Source organism: Desulfosporosinus sp. Sb-LF (genome assembly GCF_004766055.1).
GTDB lineage: Bacteria > Bacillota > Desulfitobacteriia > Desulfitobacteriales > Desulfitobacteriaceae > Desulfosporosinus.
Genome location: NZ_SPQR01000007.1, coordinates 229,989 through 252,623 on the forward strand (window position 1 = coordinate 229,989; position 22,635 = coordinate 252,623).

At 42.0% G+C, this 22,635-nt stretch carries 22 protein-coding genes, 1 tRNA gene and 1 riboswitch; of the genes, 13 read left to right on the forward strand and 10 right to left on the reverse strand.

Annotated elements, in window-relative coordinates:
* Nucleotides 1–1,773 carry a UbiD family decarboxylase gene (locus E4K68_RS12680; protein ID WP_135379302.1) on the forward strand — a complete coding sequence of 591 codons (1,773 nt, stop codon included), beginning with the start codon at nucleotides 1–3 and terminating at the stop codon, nucleotides 1,771–1,773.
* 17 nt (nucleotides 1,774–1,790) lie between these two features.
* Nucleotides 1,791–2,171, forward strand: coding sequence for a hypothetical protein (locus E4K68_RS12685; RefSeq protein WP_135379303.1), 381 nt, complete (start codon nucleotides 1,791–1,793; stop codon nucleotides 2,169–2,171).
* Here the strand turns inward: E4K68_RS12685 and E4K68_RS12690 are convergent.
* Nucleotides 2,166–2,669 carry a DivIVA domain-containing protein gene (locus E4K68_RS12690; protein ID WP_135379304.1) on the reverse strand — a complete coding sequence of 168 codons (504 nt, stop codon included), beginning with the start codon at nucleotides 2,667–2,669 and terminating at the stop codon, nucleotides 2,166–2,168. The two genes, E4K68_RS12685 and E4K68_RS12690, sit on opposite strands and share 6 nt — an antisense overlap.
* A gap of 211 nt (nucleotides 2,670–2,880) precedes the next feature.
* Here E4K68_RS12690 and E4K68_RS12695 point away from each other — a divergent pair, with 211 nt between their 5' ends.
* The gene (locus E4K68_RS12695) at nucleotides 2,881–3,090 is read left to right on the forward strand and encodes a hypothetical protein (protein WP_135379305.1); all 210 of its coding nucleotides are present in this window, start codon (nucleotides 2,881–2,883) and stop codon (nucleotides 3,088–3,090) included.
* 16 nt (nucleotides 3,091–3,106) lie between these two features.
* Nucleotides 3,107–3,304, forward strand: a complete 198-nt coding sequence (locus tag E4K68_RS12700; RefSeq protein ID WP_075363158.1) for a spore coat protein — start codon at nucleotides 3,107–3,109, stop codon at nucleotides 3,302–3,304.
* 49 nt (nucleotides 3,305–3,353) lie between these two features.
* On the opposite strand, the gene E4K68_RS12705 is transcribed toward E4K68_RS12700, so the two are convergent.
* The 7 genes from E4K68_RS12705 to E4K68_RS12735 form a co-directional block, all read right to left on the reverse strand.
* Complete coding sequence (locus E4K68_RS12705) at nucleotides 3,354–3,881, reverse strand: hypothetical protein (protein ID WP_135379306.1); 528 nt, start codon at nucleotides 3,879–3,881, stop codon at nucleotides 3,354–3,356.
* 64 nt (nucleotides 3,882–3,945) lie between these two features.
* Nucleotides 3,946–4,566 (reverse strand): sigma-70 family RNA polymerase sigma factor, encoded by a 621-nt coding sequence (locus E4K68_RS12710; protein ID WP_135379307.1) that lies wholly within the window; start codon nucleotides 4,564–4,566, stop codon nucleotides 3,946–3,948.
* Nucleotides 4,567–4,710: 144 nt separating this feature from the next.
* Nucleotides 4,711–5,172 carry a 6,7-dimethyl-8-ribityllumazine synthase gene (gene ribE / locus E4K68_RS12715; RefSeq protein ID WP_135379308.1) on the reverse strand — a complete coding sequence of 154 codons (462 nt, stop codon included), beginning with the start codon at nucleotides 5,170–5,172 and terminating at the stop codon, nucleotides 4,711–4,713.
* Between the two features lie 67 nt (nucleotides 5,173–5,239).
* On the reverse strand, nucleotides 5,240–6,442 hold the full coding sequence (locus E4K68_RS12720) for a bifunctional 3,4-dihydroxy-2-butanone-4-phosphate synthase/GTP cyclohydrolase II (RefSeq protein WP_135379309.1): 1,203 nt from the start codon (nucleotides 6,440–6,442) through the stop codon (nucleotides 5,240–5,242).
* A 77-nt stretch (nucleotides 6,443–6,519) separates the two neighbouring features.
* Entirely contained in the window at nucleotides 6,520–7,173 is a 654-nt protein-coding gene (locus E4K68_RS12725; protein ID WP_135379310.1) for a riboflavin synthase, read from the reverse strand.
* A 164-nt stretch (nucleotides 7,174–7,337) separates the two neighbouring features.
* Nucleotides 7,338–8,459, reverse strand: a complete 1,122-nt coding sequence (gene ribD / locus E4K68_RS12730) for a bifunctional diaminohydroxyphosphoribosylaminopyrimidine deaminase/5-amino-6-(5-phosphoribosylamino)uracil reductase RibD (protein WP_135379311.1) — start codon at nucleotides 8,457–8,459, stop codon at nucleotides 7,338–7,340.
* Nucleotides 8,460–8,597: 138 nt separating this feature from the next.
* A riboswitch (FMN riboswitch) is annotated at nucleotides 8,598–8,711 on the reverse strand.
* A 55-nt stretch (nucleotides 8,712–8,766) separates the two neighbouring features.
* Nucleotides 8,767–9,306 (reverse strand): GNAT family protein, encoded by a 540-nt coding sequence (locus tag E4K68_RS12735; RefSeq protein WP_135379312.1) that lies wholly within the window; start codon nucleotides 9,304–9,306, stop codon nucleotides 8,767–8,769.
* A gap of 167 nt (nucleotides 9,307–9,473) precedes the next feature.
* Between E4K68_RS12735 and E4K68_RS12740 the strand changes: the two genes are divergently transcribed.
* On the forward strand, nucleotides 9,474–9,686 hold the full coding sequence (locus E4K68_RS12740) for a hypothetical protein (RefSeq protein ID WP_135379313.1): 213 nt from the start codon (nucleotides 9,474–9,476) through the stop codon (nucleotides 9,684–9,686).
* 214 nt (nucleotides 9,687–9,900) lie between these two features.
* Nucleotides 9,901–10,974, forward strand: coding sequence for an NADH:flavin oxidoreductase (locus tag E4K68_RS12745; RefSeq protein WP_135379314.1), 1,074 nt, complete (start codon nucleotides 9,901–9,903; stop codon nucleotides 10,972–10,974).
* A gap of 166 nt (nucleotides 10,975–11,140) precedes the next feature.
* Here the strand turns inward: E4K68_RS12745 and E4K68_RS21450 are convergent, their stop codons facing one another.
* Together E4K68_RS21450 and E4K68_RS12750 are read right to left on the reverse strand one after the other, a co-directional pair.
* Nucleotides 11,141–11,263 (reverse strand): hypothetical protein, encoded by a 123-nt coding sequence (locus E4K68_RS21450; RefSeq protein WP_282432987.1) that lies wholly within the window; start codon nucleotides 11,261–11,263, stop codon nucleotides 11,141–11,143.
* Between the two features lie 276 nt (nucleotides 11,264–11,539).
* Nucleotides 11,540–11,616: transfer RNA gene (locus tag E4K68_RS12750), tRNA-Pro, on the reverse strand.
* A 556-nt stretch (nucleotides 11,617–12,172) separates the two neighbouring features.
* On the opposite strand from E4K68_RS12750, the gene E4K68_RS12755 reads away from it, so the two are divergent.
* The 7 genes from E4K68_RS12755 to E4K68_RS12785 all read left to right on the forward strand — a co-directional run bounded on the left by E4K68_RS12755 (nucleotide 12,173) and on the right by E4K68_RS12785 (nucleotide 22,623).
* Complete coding sequence (locus E4K68_RS12755) at nucleotides 12,173–13,030, forward strand: DegV family protein (protein ID WP_135379315.1); 858 nt, start codon at nucleotides 12,173–12,175, stop codon at nucleotides 13,028–13,030.
* A 320-nt stretch (nucleotides 13,031–13,350) separates the two neighbouring features.
* Complete coding sequence (locus E4K68_RS12760; RefSeq protein WP_135379316.1) at nucleotides 13,351–14,115, forward strand: P-loop NTPase; 765 nt, start codon at nucleotides 13,351–13,353, stop codon at nucleotides 14,113–14,115.
* Nucleotides 14,116–14,179: 64 nt separating this feature from the next.
* Nucleotides 14,180–16,198, forward strand: a complete 2,019-nt coding sequence (gene cooS / locus E4K68_RS12765; RefSeq protein WP_135379317.1) for an anaerobic carbon-monoxide dehydrogenase catalytic subunit — start codon at nucleotides 14,180–14,182, stop codon at nucleotides 16,196–16,198.
* A 16-nt stretch (nucleotides 16,199–16,214) separates the two neighbouring features.
* Entirely contained in the window at nucleotides 16,215–18,395 is a 2,181-nt protein-coding gene (acsB, locus tag E4K68_RS12770; protein ID WP_135379318.1) for an acetyl-CoA decarbonylase/synthase complex subunit alpha/beta, read from the forward strand.
* 105 nt (nucleotides 18,396–18,500) lie between these two features.
* A complete protein-coding gene (gene acsC, locus E4K68_RS12775; protein WP_135379319.1) occupies nucleotides 18,501–19,826 on the forward strand; it encodes an acetyl-CoA decarbonylase/synthase complex subunit gamma in 1,326 nt (441 codons plus the stop codon).
* Between the two features lie 101 nt (nucleotides 19,827–19,927).
* Nucleotides 19,928–21,838, forward strand: a complete 1,911-nt coding sequence (locus E4K68_RS12780; RefSeq protein WP_135379320.1) for an ASKHA domain-containing protein — start codon at nucleotides 19,928–19,930, stop codon at nucleotides 21,836–21,838.
* 23 nt (nucleotides 21,839–21,861) lie between these two features.
* Nucleotides 21,862–22,623, forward strand: a complete 762-nt coding sequence (locus E4K68_RS12785) for an AAA family ATPase (protein WP_135379321.1) — start codon at nucleotides 21,862–21,864, stop codon at nucleotides 22,621–22,623.
* Nucleotides 22,624–22,635 lie beyond the last annotated feature (12 nt).

A 22,635-nucleotide genomic window follows, 5' to 3' on the forward strand; every position in this document is an offset into this window, starting at 1 on the left:
ATGCACGCAAATTTACGCCATTTTATAGAGACTTTACGACGGGAGAACCAAATTGTTGAGATTGACGCTGAAATTGACCCTTACCTAGAGCTGGCAGAGATTCATCGTCGTGTTATTGAGGAAGAAGGTCCAGCCCTATTTTTCAAGCGAGTTAAAGGCAGCGATTTTCCCGTCATCACTAATTTGTTTGGAACACGTCGTCGCGTTGACCTGGCCATTGGACCGAAACCAGAGAAAATAGTAGAGGATGCCGTTTCTGCTCTGCATCGCTTACTTCCACCAAAACCTTCCGTACTTTGGCAAGAAAGGGACTGGATGTTTTCCTTGGCAAAAAGTGGACTTCGTACCGTAAATCCGAAGAATGCACCAGTCCTTGAGATACAAGATCGCGTAGTGGATTTGACTCGACTTCCGGTACTCACCAGCTGGCCAGAAGATGGTGGCCCGTTCGTCACATTGCCCTTAGTTTATACAGAGCACCCTTTGACTGGAGAACATAATCTAGGAATGTATCGTATTCAAATCTATGGTCCAGACCAGACAGGAATACACTGGCAGATTCATAAGGGTGGAGGATTTCACTATTATGAAGCAGAACGTTTGGGAAAAGCTCTTCCATTGACCCTTTTCTTAGGGGGTCCTCCTGCTCTGATCCTCTCTGCTATAGCTCCGCTCCCGGAAATGCTACCAGAACTTATTTTTACTTCTTTTTTAATGGGGGAAAAACTTTCTAGAGTTAAGCTTCCTACTCATCCACATGCTCTCATTGCAGAAGCGGAGTTTGCCATCTGCGGAACAGTGCCCGCTCACGTTCGCAAGCCAGAGGGGCCTTTTGGAGATCATTATGGCTATTATTCTCTAGCTCATGATTTCCCGGTTTTCAACCCGCATACTGTTTATCATCGGCGCGATGCAATTTACCCCGCTACAATTGTAGGGAAACCCCGTCAGGAAGACTATTTTATAGGAGAATATTTGCAGTCCTTGTTGTCCCCTATGTTTCCAGTAGTTATGCCTGGCGTTAAGGCGCTCTGGACGTATGCTGAAACTGGTTTTCACGCTCTGGCAGCTGCTATTGTAAGGGAAAGTTATCAGCGTGAGGCCTTAGCCCATGCTTTCCGAATCCTTGGCGAAGGGCAACTTACGTTAACGAAGTTTTTGATCCTTACCGACGTCATTCTTGATTTACAAGATTTTAGAGCCCTATTGGAAACTGTGTTGGCTCGCTTCGAACCGGAGACAGATCTTCTAATCCTCAATGAAACGTCTATGGATACCTTGGACTATACAGGTCGACGTCTTAATCATGGAAGTAAGGCTATAATGCTTGGTTTAGGAACTCCTAAACGGGACTTGCCTCGGCATATCGAGGGGGCGACACTTCCAGGAATAAAAGGTATATTGCCCTTTTGTGCTGGGTGTCTGTTATTAGAGGCTCCTTCGTATAATATTACTCCAGAGCTTGCTACGGAGGTGTTGAAGCATCTTCAGGATGAAACGTTTTGGAATTGGCCCCTGGCGATTTTGGTTGATGACCTCGCCCTTGCCTTAGAATCAACTGGTTTTCTCTGGCAAGTCTTTACCCGTTTCGACCCAACTTATGATATCTATGCTACGACTGAAGTGCACCAGCATCGATTGAAATATCATGGTCCAATCCTGATTGATGCGCGGATGAAACCGGGTTACCCCGGAGAAGTACTTCCTAACGAGGCGACCGTTAAACTCGTTGACCAGCGATGGCAGGAGTATGGCGTTATTCTTGGTGCTTGAAAAGGAGTGGTGCAGAGATGATTGGGGAAAACTGGAGTTTCCTTTGCGGCGTTTCGCAGGACCTTGAGGCAGATATTATCATCGGTCTTCTTAAACAGGAGGCCATACCGGCTATTAAACAATACCCGGAAGCCGGGGGATTCCTAAAAATTGCCTATGGGTTAACAACAGGTGTGGATCTCTATGTCCCTAAAGAATCTCGACATACGGCACTTCAACTGATCGAGGAGTCCGTAGAGATCCCTTTTGACAATGAAGAAGGGCATGAAAAAGAGGTCGAATCGATGCATAATGCATTGGTTTCGACCTCTTTTCGAACTTCCCATAGCCTTTTTTGGACCATAGTATGTGTGGTACTCGTACTTGTAACCTTTGTTTATTATTACTACCTTCTATAAGGGCCCGAGTAACTCTTTGACCATTTCTAAATATAGTACAGCTTGATCAACTTGACTTTGAATTTTTTCCTTTTGTTCAGCCAATTCTTGCAAGTGTTCTTCGACTTGGATAATTTCCGCCCTTTTTTCATTGAGCATTGTTTCTGCATCGATTTCTTTCGATTCTGCAATACGAGTTGCTTCGCTAAGTAATGCTTCACTTTCATGCCGGGCAGATTGCATAAGTTCGTCGGCCTGTTTTGAAGCTTCATCTTTAACTTGGTTAGCAATTCTTTGCGCGCTTAATAGAGCATCGCGTAGGTCATTTTCAATCTGTTCATAGTTTTTGAGGCGATTTCCCCATTCTGAGTTTTGTTCCCTTAAACTGTTTATTTGCAAGCGCAGCTCTTTATTAGCGGCATTAGCTTCAGATAATTGACGATCTGTCTCTGTCCACGCTTGGTCGACAGCTTCCGGATCATATCCACGGATAACTCGTTTGAAATCTGGCGTTTCCAATTCGTAGCCCCCTTTTCTGATATTCCGTAAATATACTCTACCATTTTCTATGTCCAACGTGAAGTACAATCAGTCCTAAATTTGAAGTACAATCAGTCCTAAATTTGATAACGTAGATAAGCTTTTTTAGGGGCTTTAAAAGTTAATGACCATGAATAATTTGTGATCATTTTACACATCCTGAAACTGTTATTAAAAAGGAGGGATATAGATGCAACTCAATGATATGGAAATGAAGAAAGTTCTAGACCAAGGTATGTTAACTAGAAGTCTTATCGAAACTGAAACGGCTATGAAAAAGTGCCAAATGTATAACGAGATGGCAAAAGATGCAGCTGTTAAGGGATTCTTTAAAGAACAAGCAAAAGGTTTAGAAAACGTAATGGGTTATTTTAACAAAGGAATGTCAGAACTACAATAGAAAGGGGGCTTCGCAAATGAGCCAATTTACAGATTTAGATATGTTGTATGATTATGAAAAAGACGCTGCGAGTGCCGCAATGGGATACATGACACTAGCAACACGTGCCCATCATGGAGATTTGAGACAGATATACCTACGTTTAGCCAACGAAGCGACCAATGCCCATAGTAAGGTCAGCAAGTTGATTAACCAAAGTGGCGGAATTGCATAAAGTAGCGTTTAAAAGAAGAACTGGGAACCATTTGTTCCCAGTTCTTCTTTTATTTCCACCATCCCGAGGTCATACTATCTGTAATTTGACTGAAAGCATAGATAGTAGACTCATTAATACGGAACGTTTGTTGGCCAAAACGAACAATACTCTTTGCAGGGTAATATTGTAGAGTATAGTCCTCCTCAGTATGGTAGCGGGAAGGTGCTCGATGCAATGTAAAGTACAGTTTTTTTTGAGATTCTAGTGTGCCTAAATCTTGGTCAGATGAGAGGGCAGTCGCACGCTGTAAGTTTTGCAGTAAATCCTGGATCTTTCCTTCGTTGATGTAGTAATATGGATGAAAAGGATCATCCGAATTCAGTATTCCCACCTTATTAATTGCATGAGGACGAAGCTCTCGATTGGGAATATTGAGCGTGCTGAAAGGATCAAGCCAACTTTCTTGATAAACAGGAGGCCCCAAAAGGCTAATAGCGATAATAAACAGGGCTCCTATACTAAGAGAGATTTTATGGGTCTTTAACCTTGATAGGCGCATTCGCCAAGAAAAAACAAGGCTAGAAAATGAAAGCATCAGCAGCCTCCTCAAGTCCGCAAATAAATTCACTAATAGTAAGTAATCGAACTAATTGGTGAATTTAACCAGCTGCTTGGCGCGAACGATACAGTACTGTTTTATGTCGAATCCGTTGGATTGCATTATCTAGAGATTTCGGATGAAGCCCCAAGTGCTTGGACACTTCACGTTGTTTAAATCCTTGAATAAAATAATGTTCAAACACCCTGCGTTCAAGACTCGAAAATTTTTGATTTAAGCCTTGTATCATTGAATGGGCTTCATCATTGGCGATGACCATCAAGGCAGGATCCTCGGCATTGGGTAAAAGTTCTAAGAAACTTCTTTCTTCTAATTCTGATATCACATTGTTGAGGGAATAAGCTTCATTTAAATTGACATGTTTTTGGCGCGTGTACTTACGTAAGCAATCAATGAGTTTGCGTTTAACAACCATTCTTAAAAAATGAAGAAAGGGAATATCTAATTTTTCGTCATACGATAAGACAGCTCTGTAAATAGCGATTCGCCCTTCTTGGATTAGGTCATCATAATCTGCTCGAGGTAAAAAATATTTACTAGCAATCATACGAACCTCAGGTTCATAATGTTGTATGATTTCATTTAATGCTTCTTCATTACCTGAGCGCGCTGCTTCAAGCATGGTCGCTTCCTTATCCAGGGCGTTGATGTTCGAAGTCATTGCACTCAACTCCTTGTCAATTAATAGACACATTACCTATATGAGTCTAATCAAAATTATGTCTTTTGACAAGGAGTACTTTGTGGACAATTCGCCAAATCTTGCTATTAATTATAGTTAGTAAGAAAAAACCCAATTGAAACGTTAGAAGGATTTAAGCAAATTTGCGGTTTCAATCGCAGTCATAGCAGCGTCAAAGCCCTTATTTCCAGCCTTTGTTCCTGCTCGTTCAATTGCTTGTTCAATACTGTCGGTGGCTATAACGCCGAAAATAACAGGAACTCCAGTTTGTAAGCCTACTTGGGCGATTCCTTTACTAACCTCATTGCTGACAAGGTCAAAATGAGGTGTAGCGCCACGAATAACGGCACCCAGACAAATGACTGCATCATAGCGTTTAGAAAGGGCCATTTTTTGGGCTACTAGCGGAATTTCGAAAGCACCAGGTACCCAGGCTAGTTCAATATCGTCGTCCAGAGCCCCATGTCGGCGTAGTGCATCCATTGCCCCACCTACTAATTTACTGGTGATAAATTCATTGAAACGTGCTGCGATAATTCCAATCTTGAGTCCTTGGGAAATTAGATTTCCTTCATAAGTTTTCATGATAACATCCTTTCTTCATTTCGGCATTAATATTTAAAATGTATTTGAAATAAAGTGGTTAAGTTTATTATTGAACACTTGTTAAATAATGTCCCATTTTTTGTTTCTTTGTGCAAAGATATTTTGAATTTTCGGGTTTGGAAGGAGTCTCCAATGGAACACGTTCCACGACATTCAAACCATACCCTTCGAGGCCAACGATTTTTCGTGGATTATTGGTCATTAGACGCACTTTTGATATTCCGAGATCTTCCAAAATTTGAGCACCTACACCATAGTCACGTAGGTCTTCCTGAAATCCTAAGGCTAAGTTGGCTTCAACGGTGTCTTTTCCTTCTTCTTGAAGTTTATAGGCTTTAAGTTTATTCAATAAGCCAATTCCTCGGCCTTCCTGGCGCATATAGAGTAGTACACCGCGACCTTCATGTTCGATATCCTCCAAAGCAGCACTCAATTGATCACCGCAGTCACAGCGTTTGGAATGGAAAACATCGCCAGTCAAACATTCTGAGTGAACCCTGACAAGCACCGGAGCCCCATCATCAACTTTTCCTTTAACTATTGCTAGGTGTTCTTTTTGATCGATAATACTGAGATAGCCAACGGCACTAAAATCACCAAATTCGGTAGGAAGATTGATACTTTCGACCCTTTCAATCAGTTTTTCCGATCGGCGTCGATAACTAATCAGATCTTTAAGGGTTATGATTTTAAGATTATGTTTTTCCACAAAAAGAAGCAAGTCAGGTACTCTGGCCATAGTCCCGTCTTCATTCATAATCTCGCATATTAGGCCTGTTGGTTGAAGACCAGCAAGACGTGCTAAATCTACCGAGCCTTCCGTATGGCCCGCTCGAACCAAAACTCCACCTTCTCGGGCTTTAAGGGGAAAGATATGTCCAGGACGATGTAAAGCAGTCGGTTCACTGTGAGGGTCAGCCAAAATTTTGACGGTGGCTGCGCGTTCAAATGCAGAGATTCCAGTAGAGCTTGTAACTGCATCAACGCTGACCGTAAAGGCAGTTCCATGTGGGTCAGTATTTACGGTTACCATCGGTTCAAGTTTCAAGGCATGAATTCGATCCGCTGTCATGGGAACGCAAATGAGCCCTCGCCCATAGGTTGCCATGAAATTAATTGCTTCTGGGGTTGCCATCTCAGCAGCCATGAGCAGATCCCCTTCATTTTCACGATCCTCATCATCAACCATGACAATCATCTTACCTTGTCGAATATCTTCTAAGGCTTCTTCAACTGTATTAAATGACATGTCTTTCACTCCTTTAAACTAATTAAATTATTAAACATCCGTTTTCTCCATGCTCATTTTTGATCTTAAAGCAAGCACTAAATAAAGCCGTGTTCAGCCAAAAAGCCTAGAGAAAGATCTTGTTTGCCTTTGCTTTGTTCCGTACCTAACCCCATAAAACGAGCAACGTATTTGCCGATCAAGTCTGTTTCGAGGTTGACACTTGTTTCAATTCCCTTTAATCCCAATGTAGTCTGCTCAAACGTATGGGGAATCAGAGAGACAGTAAAATAATCAGCTTCAACATCGATGACCGTTAGCGAAATTCCGTCAATTGAAATGGATCCTTTAGGTAGCATATAGTGTAAAAGTGCAGGAGCAGCGTTAATTTCATAAACTTGTGCAATACCCCAGGGGGTTATTCGACGAATTTTGCCAACTCCATCGACATGCCCACTGACCAAATGTCCACCTAAACGGGTTTGTAGCTGTAACGCTCGTTCTAGGTTGACACGGCTTCCACTTTTAAGTTCCGCTAGATTTGTCTTTGACAACGTCTCAGCCATCACGTCGACCGTGAATTCTCGTCCATTCAACCGAACGACGGTTAAGCAAACGCCGTTAATGGCAATGCTGTCACCAATTTGAGTACCCTCAAGAACCTTTTTTCCTTCTAAGGTAAGCAGCCCCGATTCTGGCAAGAGGCGAAGGTCTCGAACAATACCCAGTTCTTCTACAATTCCGGTAAACAAGTGTATCTCCTCCTGAGCATCTAGTTATCGTTTTTAAAGGTTTGTAGGCATCTGTGGCGTTTCGACACTAGAAGATCTGTTCCGATTTCTGCGTTTATCTGTACAAAGTATGTTAAAATCTCCTCTGAAATTTGATTTAATACTTTTACAGATCCTGAATTTTGTCAAGAATGTTCTTGTCGAAGATACCCAGTAACATGGAGATCCCCGGTTTCAAGATCAACTCGCAGATCCTGAAGCTCCAAGGCTTCGCTCATTCGTTGGATATGTAAACCCGACAGAGGAGAGGGGCCAATTCCACCGACCAGCTTAGGCGCAATAAAAAATTCAAGTTTGTCCACTAACTTCTCCTCTATAAACGTTCCTGCAAGTCCACCGCCCCCCTCTAGTAATACACTTGTCCAACCTCGATGAACAAGATCACGCAACAGTTTTACTAGGGGAACATGTCGTGGAGTATCATATTGCCAAACTTCAACATGTTTAAGACGTTTAAGACGATCAACCTTTGCAGTAGACACCACGTTAGTGGTCGCAATAATACAGGGACTGTGTTCGGATGAGGAAAGCACCTGAGCGTTTTCCTCAATGCGTAATTGCCCATCGATTACAATTCGAACAGGGTCTTTCCCGCCGGAAAGGCGACAGGTCAGGGCTGGATTATCCTTTAAAACGGTTTCACTTCCAACCAAGATAACATCGTATCGATCGCGTAGCTCGTGGACATAATGGCGGGATTCTTCCTTACTAACCCATCGTGAATCCCCCGACTCGGTAGCAATTTTACCATCCAAGGTCATCGCTGTTTTATAAACAACAAAGGGTAAGCCAGTCGTGATCGCTTTAACAAAGACTTCATTGATAGCGGAAGCTTCAGGGAACAAGATACCCACGTCTACTTGAATTCCTGCTTTTCGCAAACGATCTATACCGCGGCCAGAGACAAGTGGGTTCGGATCTTTCATAGCGACGACGACTCGATTGATTTCTGCACTAATCAGTGCGTCGGCGCAAGGGGGTGTCCGACCAAAATGCGAGCAAGGTTCTAAGGTTACATAAGCCGTAGCACCGCGTGCTTGATCCCCCGCAGCTGAGAGAGCGTGTACTTCCGCGTGAGCAGATCCTGCTTTTATGTGATACCCTTCCCCAACAATTTGGTTATTTTTAACGATCACACACCCCACAAGAGGATTTGGACTAGTTCTGCCCAGTGATTTGACCGCCAACTCAAGCGCTCTTCTCATAAATCTTTCATCGCTAAAATTTGAAGGACTTGATTCGTGCATGTGAATTTCCTTTCTGCGAAATTAGGATTTAGTGTCTCCAAAAAACGTAAAAATAGAAAATAAAAACACACCGTTTTTCTCCAGGTGTGTTGAGTAAAAAGTCACAGCTCAAAAAAGCGCATCTACGCTTAATTTTACATGTTCCTCTTCTCATCCAGACTGTACTGTCGGCCCCGGAATGTCACCGGGTCTGCCAAAAGGCTCGCGGGCTTTACCGCCGGTAGGGAATTTCACCCAACCCCAGAGGATTATTGTATATTTTAAATTTATTATAGTTTACTCTTAACTTTCGATTTTGGCAACCCTATTATTTACCATGTAAGGAGAGAAACTCATCGCGCAATAATCCCATAAGAATGGCGTCGTGGTAGTTTCCTAATACGAAACGCGCTTCGCGCTGGCGGCCTTCGATTTTGAAACCGACTTTTTCATAAGCCTTAGTCGCACGAATATTTTCATCCCACGTATCCAATGAGATACGGTGAAAATTCCACTGGGTAAAGAGAAAACGTATCAATGTGATTAATGCATCTGTGCCGTATCCTTTACCCCAATATTCTTTATTTCCGATAACTATATAGAGAGTAGCTGATCGACCAGGAATGTTAACCTCTTTAAAACCCAAAGTTCCAATGAGTAAATCGTTTTCATCTAAAATTGCATAGCGATAGGTGTCCGGTGACCCGTCAAGAAACTTTACCGCCAGTTGATCTTTACTTTGTAGTGTATTCAATGGCCAAGCTCCGCTCGACCATAGATTAACCTCTTGATCATTGTACCATAGGTATAAGGTATCAATATCATCTTCCTCAATAGGACGAATTCGTGTTTTTTGACCTTTTAACATTTTGTCAAGATCTCCTTAAATGCGTTTTTTACTCTGAGTTTATTTATATCTTAACATTTTTCTACAATGCTGATCAACTTTTGAAGTAAAACGTTTAATCAGTGACAATATTATTTCTTTAAGCATATACTAAAAGAAATAATATTTTAACAGAAATAGTAGGTCAGATGGAGTTTTTAGGAAATTGGAGTGGGTGGAAGTCTGAAACAGTTTTCTTTAACGGTATGGGTCTTCGAGTTGTGATCCAAAGACGTCGATTGTTAGAGGTTATGCCGGGAGTTTCCTCACAGAAACTCGGATATCGAGAAAAGCTTCTCTGCATCCGATTAGATGGTCTGAGATATGCTAATTTCCTTCAAATCGAAAGAAGTTCGGATTAAAGGAAAGGTAAAGACAATCTCAGGCAAAATAAGATGGTACCACAGAACTGACTTTCTGTCCTTTTAGAGGATAGGGGGCTTTTATTTTTTTAAATTGTATTCTCACGTATTTTATATGTTTGATAGGGAAAAGGATCCTTGTAAAACAAGATGATTTACAATAATATATTGTTTAAATTATAAATTTTTTCAAACACAAGGAGGGAAAAAGAATATGTTTTCAAAGAACAATATTAAGAATTTAAAGATTAAAAATAGAATTGTATTACCACCAATGGTCATTTTCAATTATTTAGAAGAAGATGGATTTGTAAGTGCTGAGCATGTAAACCACTACGAAGAAAGAGCTAGAGGCGGAATAGGCTTAATCATCGTTGAAGCGACCTGTGTCAATGCTAATGGTAGATTAGCGGGCAATCAGCTGAGATTATGGTCGGACAAACACATTGTAGAAATCAGTAAGATTGTAAAGGCTTGTCATAATCATGGGGCCAAAGTTATAGTTCAAATTCATCATGCGGGTTTAAAAACTGTTCCGAGCTCATCAACGGATATTGTGGCTCCATCGATTTATGAAGAGAAGTCTAATCAAAAGAACAGCGGACTATCAGCTAGATCATTAACAATTACAGAACTCCACGAGTTACAGAATGATTTTGTGGATGCTGCGTTAAGGGCTAAAAAAGCAGGGGCTGATGGAGTAGAATTGCATGGTGCACATGGGTATTTGATAAGTCAGTTTCTGTCCCCTTTGATAAATAAAAGAGAAGACTCTTATGGAGGAAACTTGATTAATAGAACCAGATTTACAACTGAGATTATTACGGGAATAAGAGAAGTCACAGGCAAGGATTTCATGATTGGATGCAGGATGGGCTGTAATGAGCCTGACTTGAAAACGTCTATTGAAATAGCCAAAGAGTTTGAAAAGGCTGGGGCGGATTTGCTTCATGTTTCGATTGGGTTTGACATGACACCGAGTGAACTACCCGTGGTTCCGGAGGAATTTAAGCATAATTGGGTTGTATATGGTGGTACAGAAATTAGAAGAAATGTTAATATTCCAGTTATAGTAGTAAACGGGATTAAAACACCCGAACAGGCTAGTGATCTCATAAAAAATGATCAAGCCGATTTTGTGGCTGTTGGAAGGAGTTTGTTAGTGGATCCGGAATGGGTTAATAAAGCCCAACAAACTTTACCGATCAAACCTTGTTTGAACTGCAAGATCTGTCAATGGTTTAAGACTGGAAAATCTTGCCCCGGAAAAACCTCATCAATTTCATAGGAGTTCTTTCTTATAAATTATTGCGTTTCGCAGTGTAGCAAGGAATGAAATATTTATGATTAGAGATGGCACTTGCACGGCGAAGGAAAGATCGAGAGTTCCGAAAGGAGTGCCTTTTCTTATCTTCAAAATAGAAAGAAAGCCACCCTAAAGGGCGGCTTTCCTTTTAATAATTTTCAGTTTTTCTTTCCCAAGCTTTACCTAACCAAATCGCTCCTCCTATGCCGACAACATGGAGAGCCAACATACCAGGATTCAATAAACTAGTTTTACTCTTCATCATTCTCATAATAGAAACCTCCTCTTTTAAATTGCAGTTTTAGTTTTTGTTATTTGAATCGGAACAATACTAACTAAAATCTGTAAAAATAGTTGAGATGCCTAAAAAGAAAGCGAGGTTTCAACTAATGATGAATCAAGGGAGAAATTCATAAAATTATAGCTTAAATAAACAAAATGTGTATTTGTCTCATTCGATTTGATCAAAATCCAATAAGTGGGTCAAAAGAAAGTTAGATAGTAAAAAAATAAAGGGCTTCCATCTAAGGAAACCCTTTGATACCAGTGGTCGGGGCGACGGGATTCGAACCCACGGCCTCTTGGTCCCGAACCAAGCACGCTACCAAACTGCGCCACGCCCCGTTTATTAGAACGATCATTATCATAACAAACCACTTGGATCCTGTCAACTTTAATTTTCGTTTTCTCACTTTTTCTATTATCTTTTTACATATTTCTTTTCACCAAGTGCTTACAAAGCTAAGATCTTAGGGTACACCACATAAACTTCAAAAATTAGATCACCTTTTTAGCAACAACCATCATTTGCTAACGTCATTGTAATTAAATAATTAGATATTAAATAATTTTAATAATTAAACAATTCGGTAATCAATCGTGAGCAAAGTATAATATAACTGCAAATTAATCTTATCGTAAACAAAAAAATTAATTTTAACATTAATTTATGCAAACTAAATATATAATACAACAATATATTTAGTTAATAATTTGTCTAGCTATGCTACTATAGTTACTCTGCCTGACTGACCATATGAAATCATAATGAATCAATAACATTTCACTAGACTACTTGACCGGTCTTGTAATTGCTACTCCTATTAATTTAGGATATAATTTAGACGACCCTAATAACAAATAATGTTGTGAGGTGTTTACATAAGAGGAGAGAAGAGATTTGAGGAAAATAGGAATCGTTATGGATTCTACAGGATATTTAACAAACGATATCCTAGAGCAATTCCAGATTCTCGTCGTACCCCTCACTGTTAATATTGGAAACGAAACCTATCCGGAAACAGAATTATCCAATGTTCTACTTTTTGAAAAACTTAGTCATATAACAGGCTTATCTACGACTTCGCAACCATCCGTTGGTGCATTTCTCGAAACATATGAATCTTTGTTTTCAGAGGGCATAGAGGAGATTGTGAGTATTCATCTCTCGGGTGCTATTAGCGGCGCATTGCGTTCAGCCAAGATGGCGAAAGATTTGGCCTCCAACCCTAACATTTACATCTATGATTCAATGTCCTCGGCGTTGGGGTTAGGTGTTCTAGTTTGGGCTGCAGCTGAATGGGCAGAGCAAGGACTGAGTGCATCAGAAATTATGGCACAGCTTCAAATCCTAAAGGAACAGACCGAACTCTACTTCATTGTCAATACCCTTGAAAATTTACGAAAAGGTGGACGAATCGGTGGAGCTGTAGCTTTAGTTGGAACCTTACTTCAGATAAAACCGATTCTCTATTTCAATAAACATGCAGAAATCGATGTTTTTGATAAAGTACGGTCACGTTCACGAGCTTGGCAACGCGTTCTTGACGAATTAACTCGGGCATTATCTTCTGGGAAACGTTACCGCATTTGTATAATGCATGTTAATATACCTGAGCAAGGAGAAACCTTACTAAACGAACTTCTGGTTCGTTTTCCGGAACATGACGTACGTCTGTTTGAAGCCGGAGCCGTAATTGCGACTCATGTTGGACCAGGGGCTTTTGGACTTACATTTCATCCCTGGCCTATTGCTTAATGTAACTATAAAAAAGGCGAGTGTTCTTCCTTCGAATTTTATTATTATTTGGCCAAGGAAAATTGACTTTGTTAGCGAATAGTACTCATAGGGGGTTATCCTCTCCAATCTCAAGTGCCCATAACGTGAGTCATCATTGAAATCTTTTGATTTTACTTTTTTTTAACAGCGAGCGTCTAAATATTCAAAAAAAACAATAAAATCGACAAATATTATCAGAATGTTTGAAGGATTCTAGGAAACGAAGAAGAATATATTTATAAAAGGAAGAATTATTAATGAAAATGTCTCATAAATAACCTTTAGAAGGAGTGAAGGCTTTGAAAATTGCAATCTCTGGAAAAGGCGGCGTCGGTAAAACCACTTTTGCGGCAAATTTTGCACGTTGGCTATCACAAAAGGGAGTTACTGTTTTGGCAGTTGATGCAGACCCAGATGCAAGCCTTGGGACAGTTTTGGGAATTTCTGACGAAGTTCTTGCTGATTTAAAACCGATCGTTGATATGAAGGAATTAATTGAAGAGAGAATGGGAGGGAGTGGAACCTACTATCCTCTAAATCCCAATGTTGACGATATATTAGAAGACTACTGCATTCCACTTGGACCTCTACGCTTTTTCCGAATGGGTAACATTAAAGGGGGAGGAACCTCCTGTTATTGTAAGGAAAACAGCTTTCTACAAGCATTAGTTAATTCACTGATCCTGGGGGAACAAGATACTGTCATATTGGATATGGGCGCAGGTATTGAACAACTCACCCGGGGAACTGCCCTTGGTGTAGATGTTCTAGTCATTGTTACTGAACCAACTAAAGTTAGTGCTCAAACAGTGAAGGTCATACAGCAACTCGCTCTTGAGCTGGGAATTCCTCGTGTGGTCATTGTCGGCAATAAAGTCCGAAATTCTAAAGATGAAAATTTTCTTAGAGACCGCTTTTCTTCAGATCAGCTTATAGGCATCATCCCGTACAGCGATGAACTGTTGGAGATGTCCATAAATACAGGCAATAACGAATTGCTTGGAGGGTCTCTGGAAGTTCAGCTCCATACAATTTATCAAAGAATAATTGATGAAGGGAGATGAAAAAGGTTTTCGTTCGGAGATGTGAGAGTAAGAGAAGAGATCTTAAAAAAGAGGAGGTTGTAACATGCCTAGATATCGGGATTTAACCCATACTGCCCGACCATCGGATGCACCAAGAGTCGTAGATCCTAAGAATCCTATTCGCACTACAGACCCAGGTGCCCTACAAGTGTTAAAAATGGCACAAGATAGCAAAATTGAGACGGTTTTTGACCGATCAGTTGCTCAAAACCCGCAGTGTGCGTTCGGATATAAAGGAATATGTTGCCGAATTTGTATCGCAGGTCCTTGCCGGGTAAAAACTGAAGAAGGTGTTGGCAGTCGCGGATTATGCGGAGCATCTGCATATACTATTGTTTCGCGTAATGTTGTTCGACTCATTGCAGGAGGAACTGCATCCCACTCTGAGCACGCGCGTCATGTACTGCATACCGCTCATGCTTTAGTTGAGGGTCATGCTCAGGATTATGAGATTAAATCACCTGCTAAACTTCAAAAATTAGCACAGGATTTAGGGATTGACACTCTAAACCGTGAGGACAAAGAAATCCTTAAAGACGTTGTTGAGGTGGGGTATGCAGATTTTGGTCGCTACCAAGACCGTCCTCTAGCATTCTTAGACGCCTTTATAACCGAAGGTCGCCGCAAGAAATTTCAGCACACTAATATTATGCCGACAGCTATTGATCGCTCTGTCACCGAGCTCATAGCACAAACTGCCATGGGTGTTGACAGCGATCCTGTAAATATTATTTTCGGTGGGCTTAAAGCTGCGCTCGCTGACTTAGGTGGGGAATACATCGGGACAACTCTCAGTGACGTTTTGTTTGGAATTCCAGTACCTATAGTCTCTGAGGCTAATCTAGGAGTAATTAACCCGAAAATGGTGAATATAGCGGTCCACGGACACAACCCCGTTTTGAGTGAAATGGTTGTTGCTGCAGCACGGGCAATGAAAGAGGACGCCATTAAAGTTGGAGCCGAAGGGGTAAATATCGTTGGTATTTGCTGTACCGGTAATGAGTTGCTCATGCGCGAAGGGGTATATCTAGCAACATCCTCAGCCTCTCAAGAAATGGCTATCCTGACGGGTGCGTTGGATGCGATGGTCGTTGATATTCAATGTATTTACCCTGCAGTGCAAACTCTTGCGGAATGTTACCATACCAAAGTTGTCACAACAGAAGCTATAATGAAAATCCCTAATGCCCAACACATCGCCTTTAATACAAGTTCAGCTATGAACGATGCTAAGAAACTTATTAGCATCGCTATTGAAGCATACAAGAAGCGGGATCCCAAAAAAGTCAATATTCCTAATGAACGTCATAAACTTGTTGCCGGCTTCAGTCTTGAAGCCATTAAGGATATTTTATCCAAGATTAACCCTGACCGTCCGATCTCAGTACTAACAGATGCTATCCTGAGCGGACAACTCAAAGGGGTCGTTCTCATGGCAGGATGTAACAATCTAAGAAGGGCCCAAGATGAAGGTCACATTACCGTATTAAAAGAACTTGTTAAAAATGACGTTTTCGTCATTGCCACTGGTTGCTCTGCCGGAGCAATTGCCAAATTTGGTCTAATGTCACCTGAAGCGGTTGATACTTATGCTGGCGAAGGACTCAAATCTTTCCTTAAAACGCTGGAAGCAGCCAACCCCCAATTATCAACAGGCCTACCATTAGTCTTCCATGTCGGTTCCTGTGTGGATAACAGCCGTGGTATGGATTTAGCGATGGCAATGGCTAATGAACTGGGTGTAGATGTCCCTAAAGTTCCATTTGCTGCCTCTGCTCCAGAAGCAATGCATGAAAAAGCGGTTGCGATCGGTTCTTGGGCTGTCACCATGGGACTTCCTACCCATGTTGGTGCTATGCCCCCGGTTGAGGGTAGTGACCTTGTCTATGGAGTTACGACCCAAATTGCCCATGATGTCTTTGGCGGAAACTTCATATTAGAAGTAGATCCCGTCATTGGCGCACAGAAACTCTTAAATGCCCTAGAGTATAGGACTTGGAAACTTAATATTCATAAAAAGGCTGCCGAAAAGAATAACACGCCACTAGCCCAAGGTTGGTAAGAAAGGAGGAACGTTTATGTCGATGGAGGAAATTTACGCAGACGCAATTAAAGACCCTAGTATTCAACCAAAAAAACTTTTACGCAAAGCATACGACGGAACAATTATTGCAATGAGTTATGCAGAAATACTTCTGAATCGGGCTATCAAAGACTTTGGTACCGAACAAATCGTCGGTTATCCGGATACCGCTTACCACCTCCCGGTCATCACATGTCTTTCAGGCGAAAAGGTCACTAAATTGGGTGAATTGGTGCCTATTCTGAACCGCATGCGTAATCAAGTTCGCACAGAGCTAACCTTTGACAATGCAAGGCTTTGGGGTGAATCCGTCCTTTATGCCGCAGAAATCATTGAGACGCTAAATTATCTTCGTGGAGATGAACCCAAAACGAAACCTTGGACTGGATTCTTAGGTGACCCGATTGTTCGGAAACATGGAATTAAGATGGTGGACTGGACTATTCCGGGTGTTGCCGTTATTCTGGGTCGAGCCAAAGATTCTAAAGCAGCCAAGAAAATCGTGGATAATCTCATGGGTAAAGGATTCATGATCTTTCTTTGTGATGAGGTCATTGAGCAATTACTTGAAGAAAACGTCAAAATTGGGGAGGACTATATTGCTTTCCCACTAGGAAACTTTACTCAGATAATTCATGCTGTAAACTATGCCTTCCGGGCAGGCTTGGCCTTCGGCGGTATTCCAGCTGGAGAACGGGAAAATCACCGTGATTATCAGAGACGTCGGATTCGGGCCTTTGTCCTTAGTTTGGGAGAATTGGATGATGTCAAGATTGCTGCCTCACTGGGTGCAATATTTATGGGATTCCCAGTCTTGACGGACCAAACACTTAATGATGATATGCAAATTCCTGATTGGTATATTTCTGAGCCTGATTATGAGAAAATCGTTCCGTTGGCAATGGAAGTACGCGGTATTAAGTTAACAAATATTGAAATACCGATTCCGGTAAACTTCGGACCTGCTTTTGAGGGCGAAACGATCCGTAAAGGGGATACCTACGTCGAATTCGGCGGCGGACGTACTACGGCATTTGAACTAGTCCATATGGTCGGACCCGATGAAATCGTTGATGGTCAGATTACGGTTATTGGGCCTGAAATTGATAGTGTTCCTGAAGGATCTAAGCTTCCTTTGGGAATCAGAATCGACGTTTATGGACGTAAGATGCAGGCGGATTTTGAAGGCGTTTTAGAGCGTCGAATTCATTACTTTGCAAACTATGGAGAAGGTATCTGGCACGTGGCTCAACGGGATTTGTGTTGGGTACGGGTTTCCAAAGATGCTAGGGCAAAAGGCTTCTTAATTAAACACTTCGGTGAACTCCTGTTGGCGAAGTTAAAGCAGGAATTCCCGGCGATCATCGACCGTGTTCAAGTCACCATTTGTACTGACCAAGCAGCTGTTGAGGAAGGTCTCATCAAAGCACGCGAGCGCTATAAATCTCGTGATGATCGCATGAAGAGTTTAACGGATGAGTCTGTTACAGACTTTTACTCCTGTTTGCTTTGTCAATCCTTTGCACCAAACCACGTTTGCATTGTCTCCCCTGAAAGGGTAGGTTTGTGCGGAGCTGTTAGCTGGTTAGATGCCAAAGCATCCTTTGAAATTACACCAAACGGACCAAACCAGCCCATTCCAAAAGGCCCGGCGATTGATGAGCTAAAAGGTATGTGGCAAAGTACAAATGAATTCTTATATAAAGCTTCAAACAACACATTAGAAGAGGTTAATCTCTATACGCTAATGGATAAACCGATGACCTCTTGCGGATGTTTTGAGGCTATTATGGCAATTGTTCCTGAGGCTAACGGTATCATGCTTACTACTCGTGAACATTCCGGTATGACCCCTTGTGGAATGAACTTTTCTACACTAGCCGGAACTTGCGGTGGTGGAATGCAAACCCCTGGATTTATGGGAATTGGTCGAACTTATCTCTTAAGCAAGAAGTTTATTCCCGCTGATGGTGGAATTGCCCGTATTGTGTGGATGCCTAAGGAATTGAAAGACTTCTTGCGTGAGGATTTTGTTCAACGTTCCATCGACGAAGGTTTAGGCGCAGACTTTATCGATAAGATTGCCGATGAATCAATCGGTGCTACGGTAGAGGAAATCTTACCTTTCCTTGAGGAAAACGGACATCCTTGCTTTGCTCTAGAATCATTAATGTAAAGTTTCTCGGACGGGACGACAAGGCCTCATACAGTTTCAATTATTATCAGGGGCCTTTGTTCGTCTGTAAGCTTTTTCCTAAATCGATTAGAAAGGGGATTCAAAATGGCTCTAACAGGTTTAGAAATCTATAAACAATTACCCAAGAAAAACTGCGGAGAATGTGGCGTTCCTACATGTCTAGCCTTTGCCATGGCGTTGGCTTCAGGCAAAGCAGCGCTAGATACTTGCCCTTATGTCACTGCCGCTGCTCGTGAGGCCTTGGATTCAGCGGCTGCACCTCCGATTAAGGCTATTAAATTTGGCAATGGGTCTGTTATCGGAGACGAAAACGTCCTCTTCCGTCATGATAAAACTTTCTACCACCCTACCACCTTGATCATTCGACTGTCTGACACATTAAGTGATGAAGAAGTGGGTGTCAAACTCCAAGAAATTAATGGGTTGGAATTTGATCGAGTCGGACTACACTATTCAATCGATGGTGTAGCCGTGGTTCATGAATCCGGAGATGCTGCGCGCTATGCAAAAGTTGCTGGCCTTGTAGCTGCAGGTACTGATAAATCGTTACTCTTGCTTAGCAGTGATCCAATAGCCTTGAAGGCTGCTCTTGTGCCAGTAGCATCCCGAAAGCCCTTAATTGGTGAGGCAACTGCTGATAACTATGAAGCAATGGTCAACCTAGCTAAGGAGAATTCCGTTCCTATAATTATTAAAGCAGAAGGGCTTGAGGCACTTGATGATCTCGTCGTAAAAGCTCAGGCTTTAGATTATAAGGAATTCGTCTTGGATCCGGGTTCTAGAACAGCTGTTCAGACTTTAGAAAACTTGACGCATTTACGCCGATTGTCAATCAAGAAAAAATTCCGTCCGTTTGGTTATCCTGTTATTGCCTATACAAGCAATTCAGAGCCACTAGACGAAATCATGGAGGCCTCTGTTTACGTTGCGAAATACGCCAGTGTCGTTGTCTTAAACACGAGCGTAAAATCCCATATCTTGCCTTTAATGACGATACGACAAAATCTATACACTGATCCCCAAAAACCTATTCAAGTTGAGCCTATTCTCCATTCAGTTGGGGATGTTAATGAAGATTCCCCACTGTATATTACTACAAACTTCTCCTTGACGTACTACAGTGTTGAGGGTGAAGTCGAGACTTCCAAAATTCCTAGTTATATACTCCCTATTGATACAGATGGAACTTCAGTTCTTACTGCCTATGCTGCAGGTAAATTTGAGCCAGAGAAAATTGCTGAGGCAATGAATGCTTGCGGAATTGCCGATAAAGTGAAACATCGTAATGTGATCATACCTGGTTACGTTGCCGTGATCTCGGGTAAACTTTCAGAAGTATCCGGTTGGAAAGTTGTTGTCGGCCCACGTGAATCCAGTGGAATTGTATCCTTTTCAAAATCAATATCTTAAATACTAACGTCGCCCTAAGTGATTAAAGAGAGCAACGCAAAGATGATCTCTTGCATAGACTCGTGAAAGGGATTTCTTGGTAGAGTGAGGAAGTGAAAACGATGCCCCCATTTCAAATCAAATTCATGCCCGAAAACCGTATTATTGAAGCTGATAACGGTACATCACTGCTCAATGCAGCCGCAAAAGCGGAAATCTTTATTAAATCAGGGTGCGGTGGAAAGGGAACTTGTGGTGCTTGCAAAGTTATCGTTTTAAGCGGAAATCCCTTAGTGACCGGAACAGGAAACCTAACACCTGAGCAAATTTCCAAAGGATTTCGGTTAGCCTGCCAAACCTTGATCCAAGGGGATATGACGATCGAGGTACCTCTAGAGTCCCGGTTACAAGAACATCAGGTCTTAATGGGGGATGTCCATAAGGGGATTTTACGGGAAAGTGAACATGATTTACTCGAAAAGTTCGGGCATCATCCTTTAGCAACAAAGCTAAGAATTTCGCTTTCGGTGCCAACCCTGACTGAAAACACGAGTGATTTAGTCCGTTTAAATATGGAACTCCGTCGTGTTTTGAAAACTGGAGATAAACCAATTCATATTCCTTTATCTGTCTTAAAACATCTTCCTGAAACATTGCGGAAATCCAACTGGGACGTGTCTGTCACATTAACGGATATCGATACAGCGTTAACAGTCATTCACGTGGAGCCCGGTAATGACCGCCCTCCCTTTGGACTTGCAATTGATATTGGCACCACTACGGTTGTCGTTTACCTCATTAATCTTTTGACAGGAGAGATTAATGATCAACAGGGATCTTACAATAAGCAAGCGAAATTCGGGGATGACGTTATTTCTCGTATAGTGTATGCAGTCGAGGACAAAAAGCACTTACAAGAGATTCAGAAAGAGGTCTTGGAAACAATCAATGGACTAATTGACAAGATCCTTGTACGTCAATCTTTGAGCAATACGGATATTTGCTGCGCAATGGTAGCTGGAAACACCACAATGACACAACTGTTTTTAGGCGTAGATCCCAGGTACATCCGTTTAGAACCCTATATTCCTACCATGACATCAGTCCCCTCTGTCCCTGCACGAGAAATCGGGCTTCATATGGTACAGGAGGCATTGGTACATTGCTTCCCATCGGTAGCAAGTTATGTCGGTGGAGACATTGTAGCAGGAACACTTGTTACAGATCTAGCCAATGGAGAAGATATTATACTGTTCATTGATATCGGAACCAACGGAGAAATAGTGCTTGGAAATCAAGATTGGCTCGTTGCTTGCGCTTGTTCTGCAGGACCTAGTTTCGAAGGTGGTGGAATTACGTTTGGCATGCGTGCAATGCCAGGGGCGATCGAACGGGTCATTATTGACCCTCAAACTCTCGATGTTTCCCTCAAAGTTGTCAACAACCTTCTTCCTGTTGGAATTTGCGGATCCGGACTTGTGGATTGCATGGCCAAATTACTTGGAGCTGGTATCATTGACCGGGCTGGAAATTTTCAACTAGGGCATCACTCTGGTTCGAAACGTTTGAGAGCTACCTCTGATGACAAAGAATTTGTCCTTGCTTGGGCACATCAAGCCGGTGGGAACCAAGATGTCGTGATCACTGAAAATGATGTCAAAAATGTCATTCGTGCTAAAGGGGCGATCTACGCAGGTATTCGATCATTATTAAATATGGTTGCCGTGGATATTGAAATGATCAGTCGGATAGTCATTGCTGGAGGTTTCGGTAATTACCTTAATGTGCATGATTCTGTTCAAATTGGACTGCTGCCAGATCTTGAACAGGAACGGTTTGAGTTTATCGGGAATTCTTCTGTCAAAGGAGCACGTCTTGCTTTACTTTCGCAAAATGCCTGGCGTGAAGCGGAAGAATTGGGACGGAAAATGACCTATGTCGAGCTTTCCGTTGGAGCGACATTTATGGATGAGTATGTTTCCGCTCTGTTTTTGCCCCATACGGATTTAGCCCTATTTCCATCTTGTTGTTAACGTTATAAATGGAGGTCTTCTATATGGCTAAATATGTAGCAGTAGCTGGTAAAGGTGGAGTAGGGAAAACCACATTCACCGCTTTATTATTGAAGCAAATGGTTCATCAAAAAAGAGGGATTTCAATTCTCGCTGTCGATGCCGATCCAAACGCAAACCTAGGCGAAGCGTTGGGATTAACTGTCAATGCAACTATTTCAGAATTGCTTGAGCAAAGCAAAGATCCGAAAGCAATCCCCCCTGGAATGGCAAAGAATATCTTCATAGAATATAAACTTCAGCAGTCCCTAGTCGAGTCTCAAGACATAGATCTTTTAGTGATGGGAGGCCCACAAGGGGCAGGATGTTACTGCTATCCTAATGATCTCTTACGTAAACATCTCGAGAGTACTGGAGAAAACTATGACTTCGTTGCCGTGGATTCTGAAGCTGGACTGGAACATATTAGCCGGCGGACGATCCCCCATATCGATGTGATGTTCGTAATCAGTGATTCTTCCGCACGGGGTATTCGCTCTGCTGGCCGGGTTTACGATCTCATTCGCGGACTCAAGTCCGCAGTACAGACTATATACTTGGTCGTTACAAAATCCACAGAGGGCAGTATGAAATCCTTGAGCGAAGAAATTGAACGTACTGGACTTACCGTGATTGGAGACATTCCGCTAGATCCTTTAGTTGTAGAATATGACTTAGCAGGTAAAGCATTGTTCGATTTGCCTGATGATGCCGTCTCGGTCAAGGCTGTTGAAAGCATTTTAAGCCGTGCCGGAATCTTTAACTAGAAAGGAGAGAAG

What these genes read in the sequence shown, in the direction of transcription:
- E4K68_RS12680 (WP_135379302.1), top strand. Translation starts at nt 1, where the DNA reads ATGCACGCAAATTTACGCCATTTTATAGAGACTTTACGACGGGAGAAC.
- E4K68_RS12685 (WP_135379303.1), top strand. Translation starts at nt 1,791, where the DNA reads ATGATTGGGGAAAACTGGAGTTTCCTTTGCGGCGTTTCGCAGGACCTT.
- E4K68_RS12695 (WP_135379305.1), top strand. Translation starts at nt 2,881, where the DNA reads ATGCAACTCAATGATATGGAAATGAAGAAAGTTCTAGACCAAGGTATG.
- E4K68_RS12700 (WP_075363158.1), top strand. Translation starts at nt 3,107, where the DNA reads ATGAGCCAATTTACAGATTTAGATATGTTGTATGATTATGAAAAAGAC.
- E4K68_RS12705 (WP_135379306.1), bottom strand. Translation starts at nt 3,881, where the DNA reads ATGCTTTCATTTTCTAGCCTTGTTTTTTCTTGGCGAATGCGCCTATCA.
- E4K68_RS12710 (WP_135379307.1), bottom strand. Translation starts at nt 4,566, where the DNA reads ATGACTTCGAACATCAACGCCCTGGATAAGGAAGCGACCATGCTTGAA.
- ribE (WP_135379308.1), bottom strand. Translation starts at nt 5,172, where the DNA reads ATGAAAACTTATGAAGGAAATCTAATTTCCCAAGGACTCAAGATTGGA.
- E4K68_RS12720 (WP_135379309.1), bottom strand. Translation starts at nt 6,442, where the DNA reads ATGTCATTTAATACAGTTGAAGAAGCCTTAGAAGATATTCGACAAGGT.
- ribD (WP_135379311.1), bottom strand. Translation starts at nt 8,459, where the DNA reads ATGCACGAATCAAGTCCTTCAAATTTTAGCGATGAAAGATTTATGAGA.
- E4K68_RS12735 (WP_135379312.1), bottom strand. Translation starts at nt 9,306, where the DNA reads ATGTTAAAAGGTCAAAAAACACGAATTCGTCCTATTGAGGAAGATGAT.
- E4K68_RS12740 (WP_135379313.1), top strand. Translation starts at nt 9,474, where the DNA reads ATGGAGTTTTTAGGAAATTGGAGTGGGTGGAAGTCTGAAACAGTTTTC.
- E4K68_RS12745 (WP_135379314.1), top strand. Translation starts at nt 9,901, where the DNA reads ATGTTTTCAAAGAACAATATTAAGAATTTAAAGATTAAAAATAGAATT.
- E4K68_RS21450 (WP_282432987.1), bottom strand. Translation starts at nt 11,263, where the DNA reads ATGAGAATGATGAAGAGTAAAACTAGTTTATTGAATCCTGGTATGTTG.
- cooS (WP_135379317.1), top strand. Translation starts at nt 14,180, where the DNA reads ATGCCTAGATATCGGGATTTAACCCATACTGCCCGACCATCGGATGCA.
- acsB (WP_135379318.1), top strand. Translation starts at nt 16,215, where the DNA reads ATGTCGATGGAGGAAATTTACGCAGACGCAATTAAAGACCCTAGTATT.
- acsC (WP_135379319.1), top strand. Translation starts at nt 18,501, where the DNA reads ATGGCTCTAACAGGTTTAGAAATCTATAAACAATTACCCAAGAAAAAC.
- E4K68_RS12780 (WP_135379320.1), top strand. Translation starts at nt 19,928, where the DNA reads ATGCCCCCATTTCAAATCAAATTCATGCCCGAAAACCGTATTATTGAA.
- E4K68_RS12785 (WP_135379321.1), top strand. Translation starts at nt 21,862, where the DNA reads ATGGCTAAATATGTAGCAGTAGCTGGTAAAGGTGGAGTAGGGAAAACC.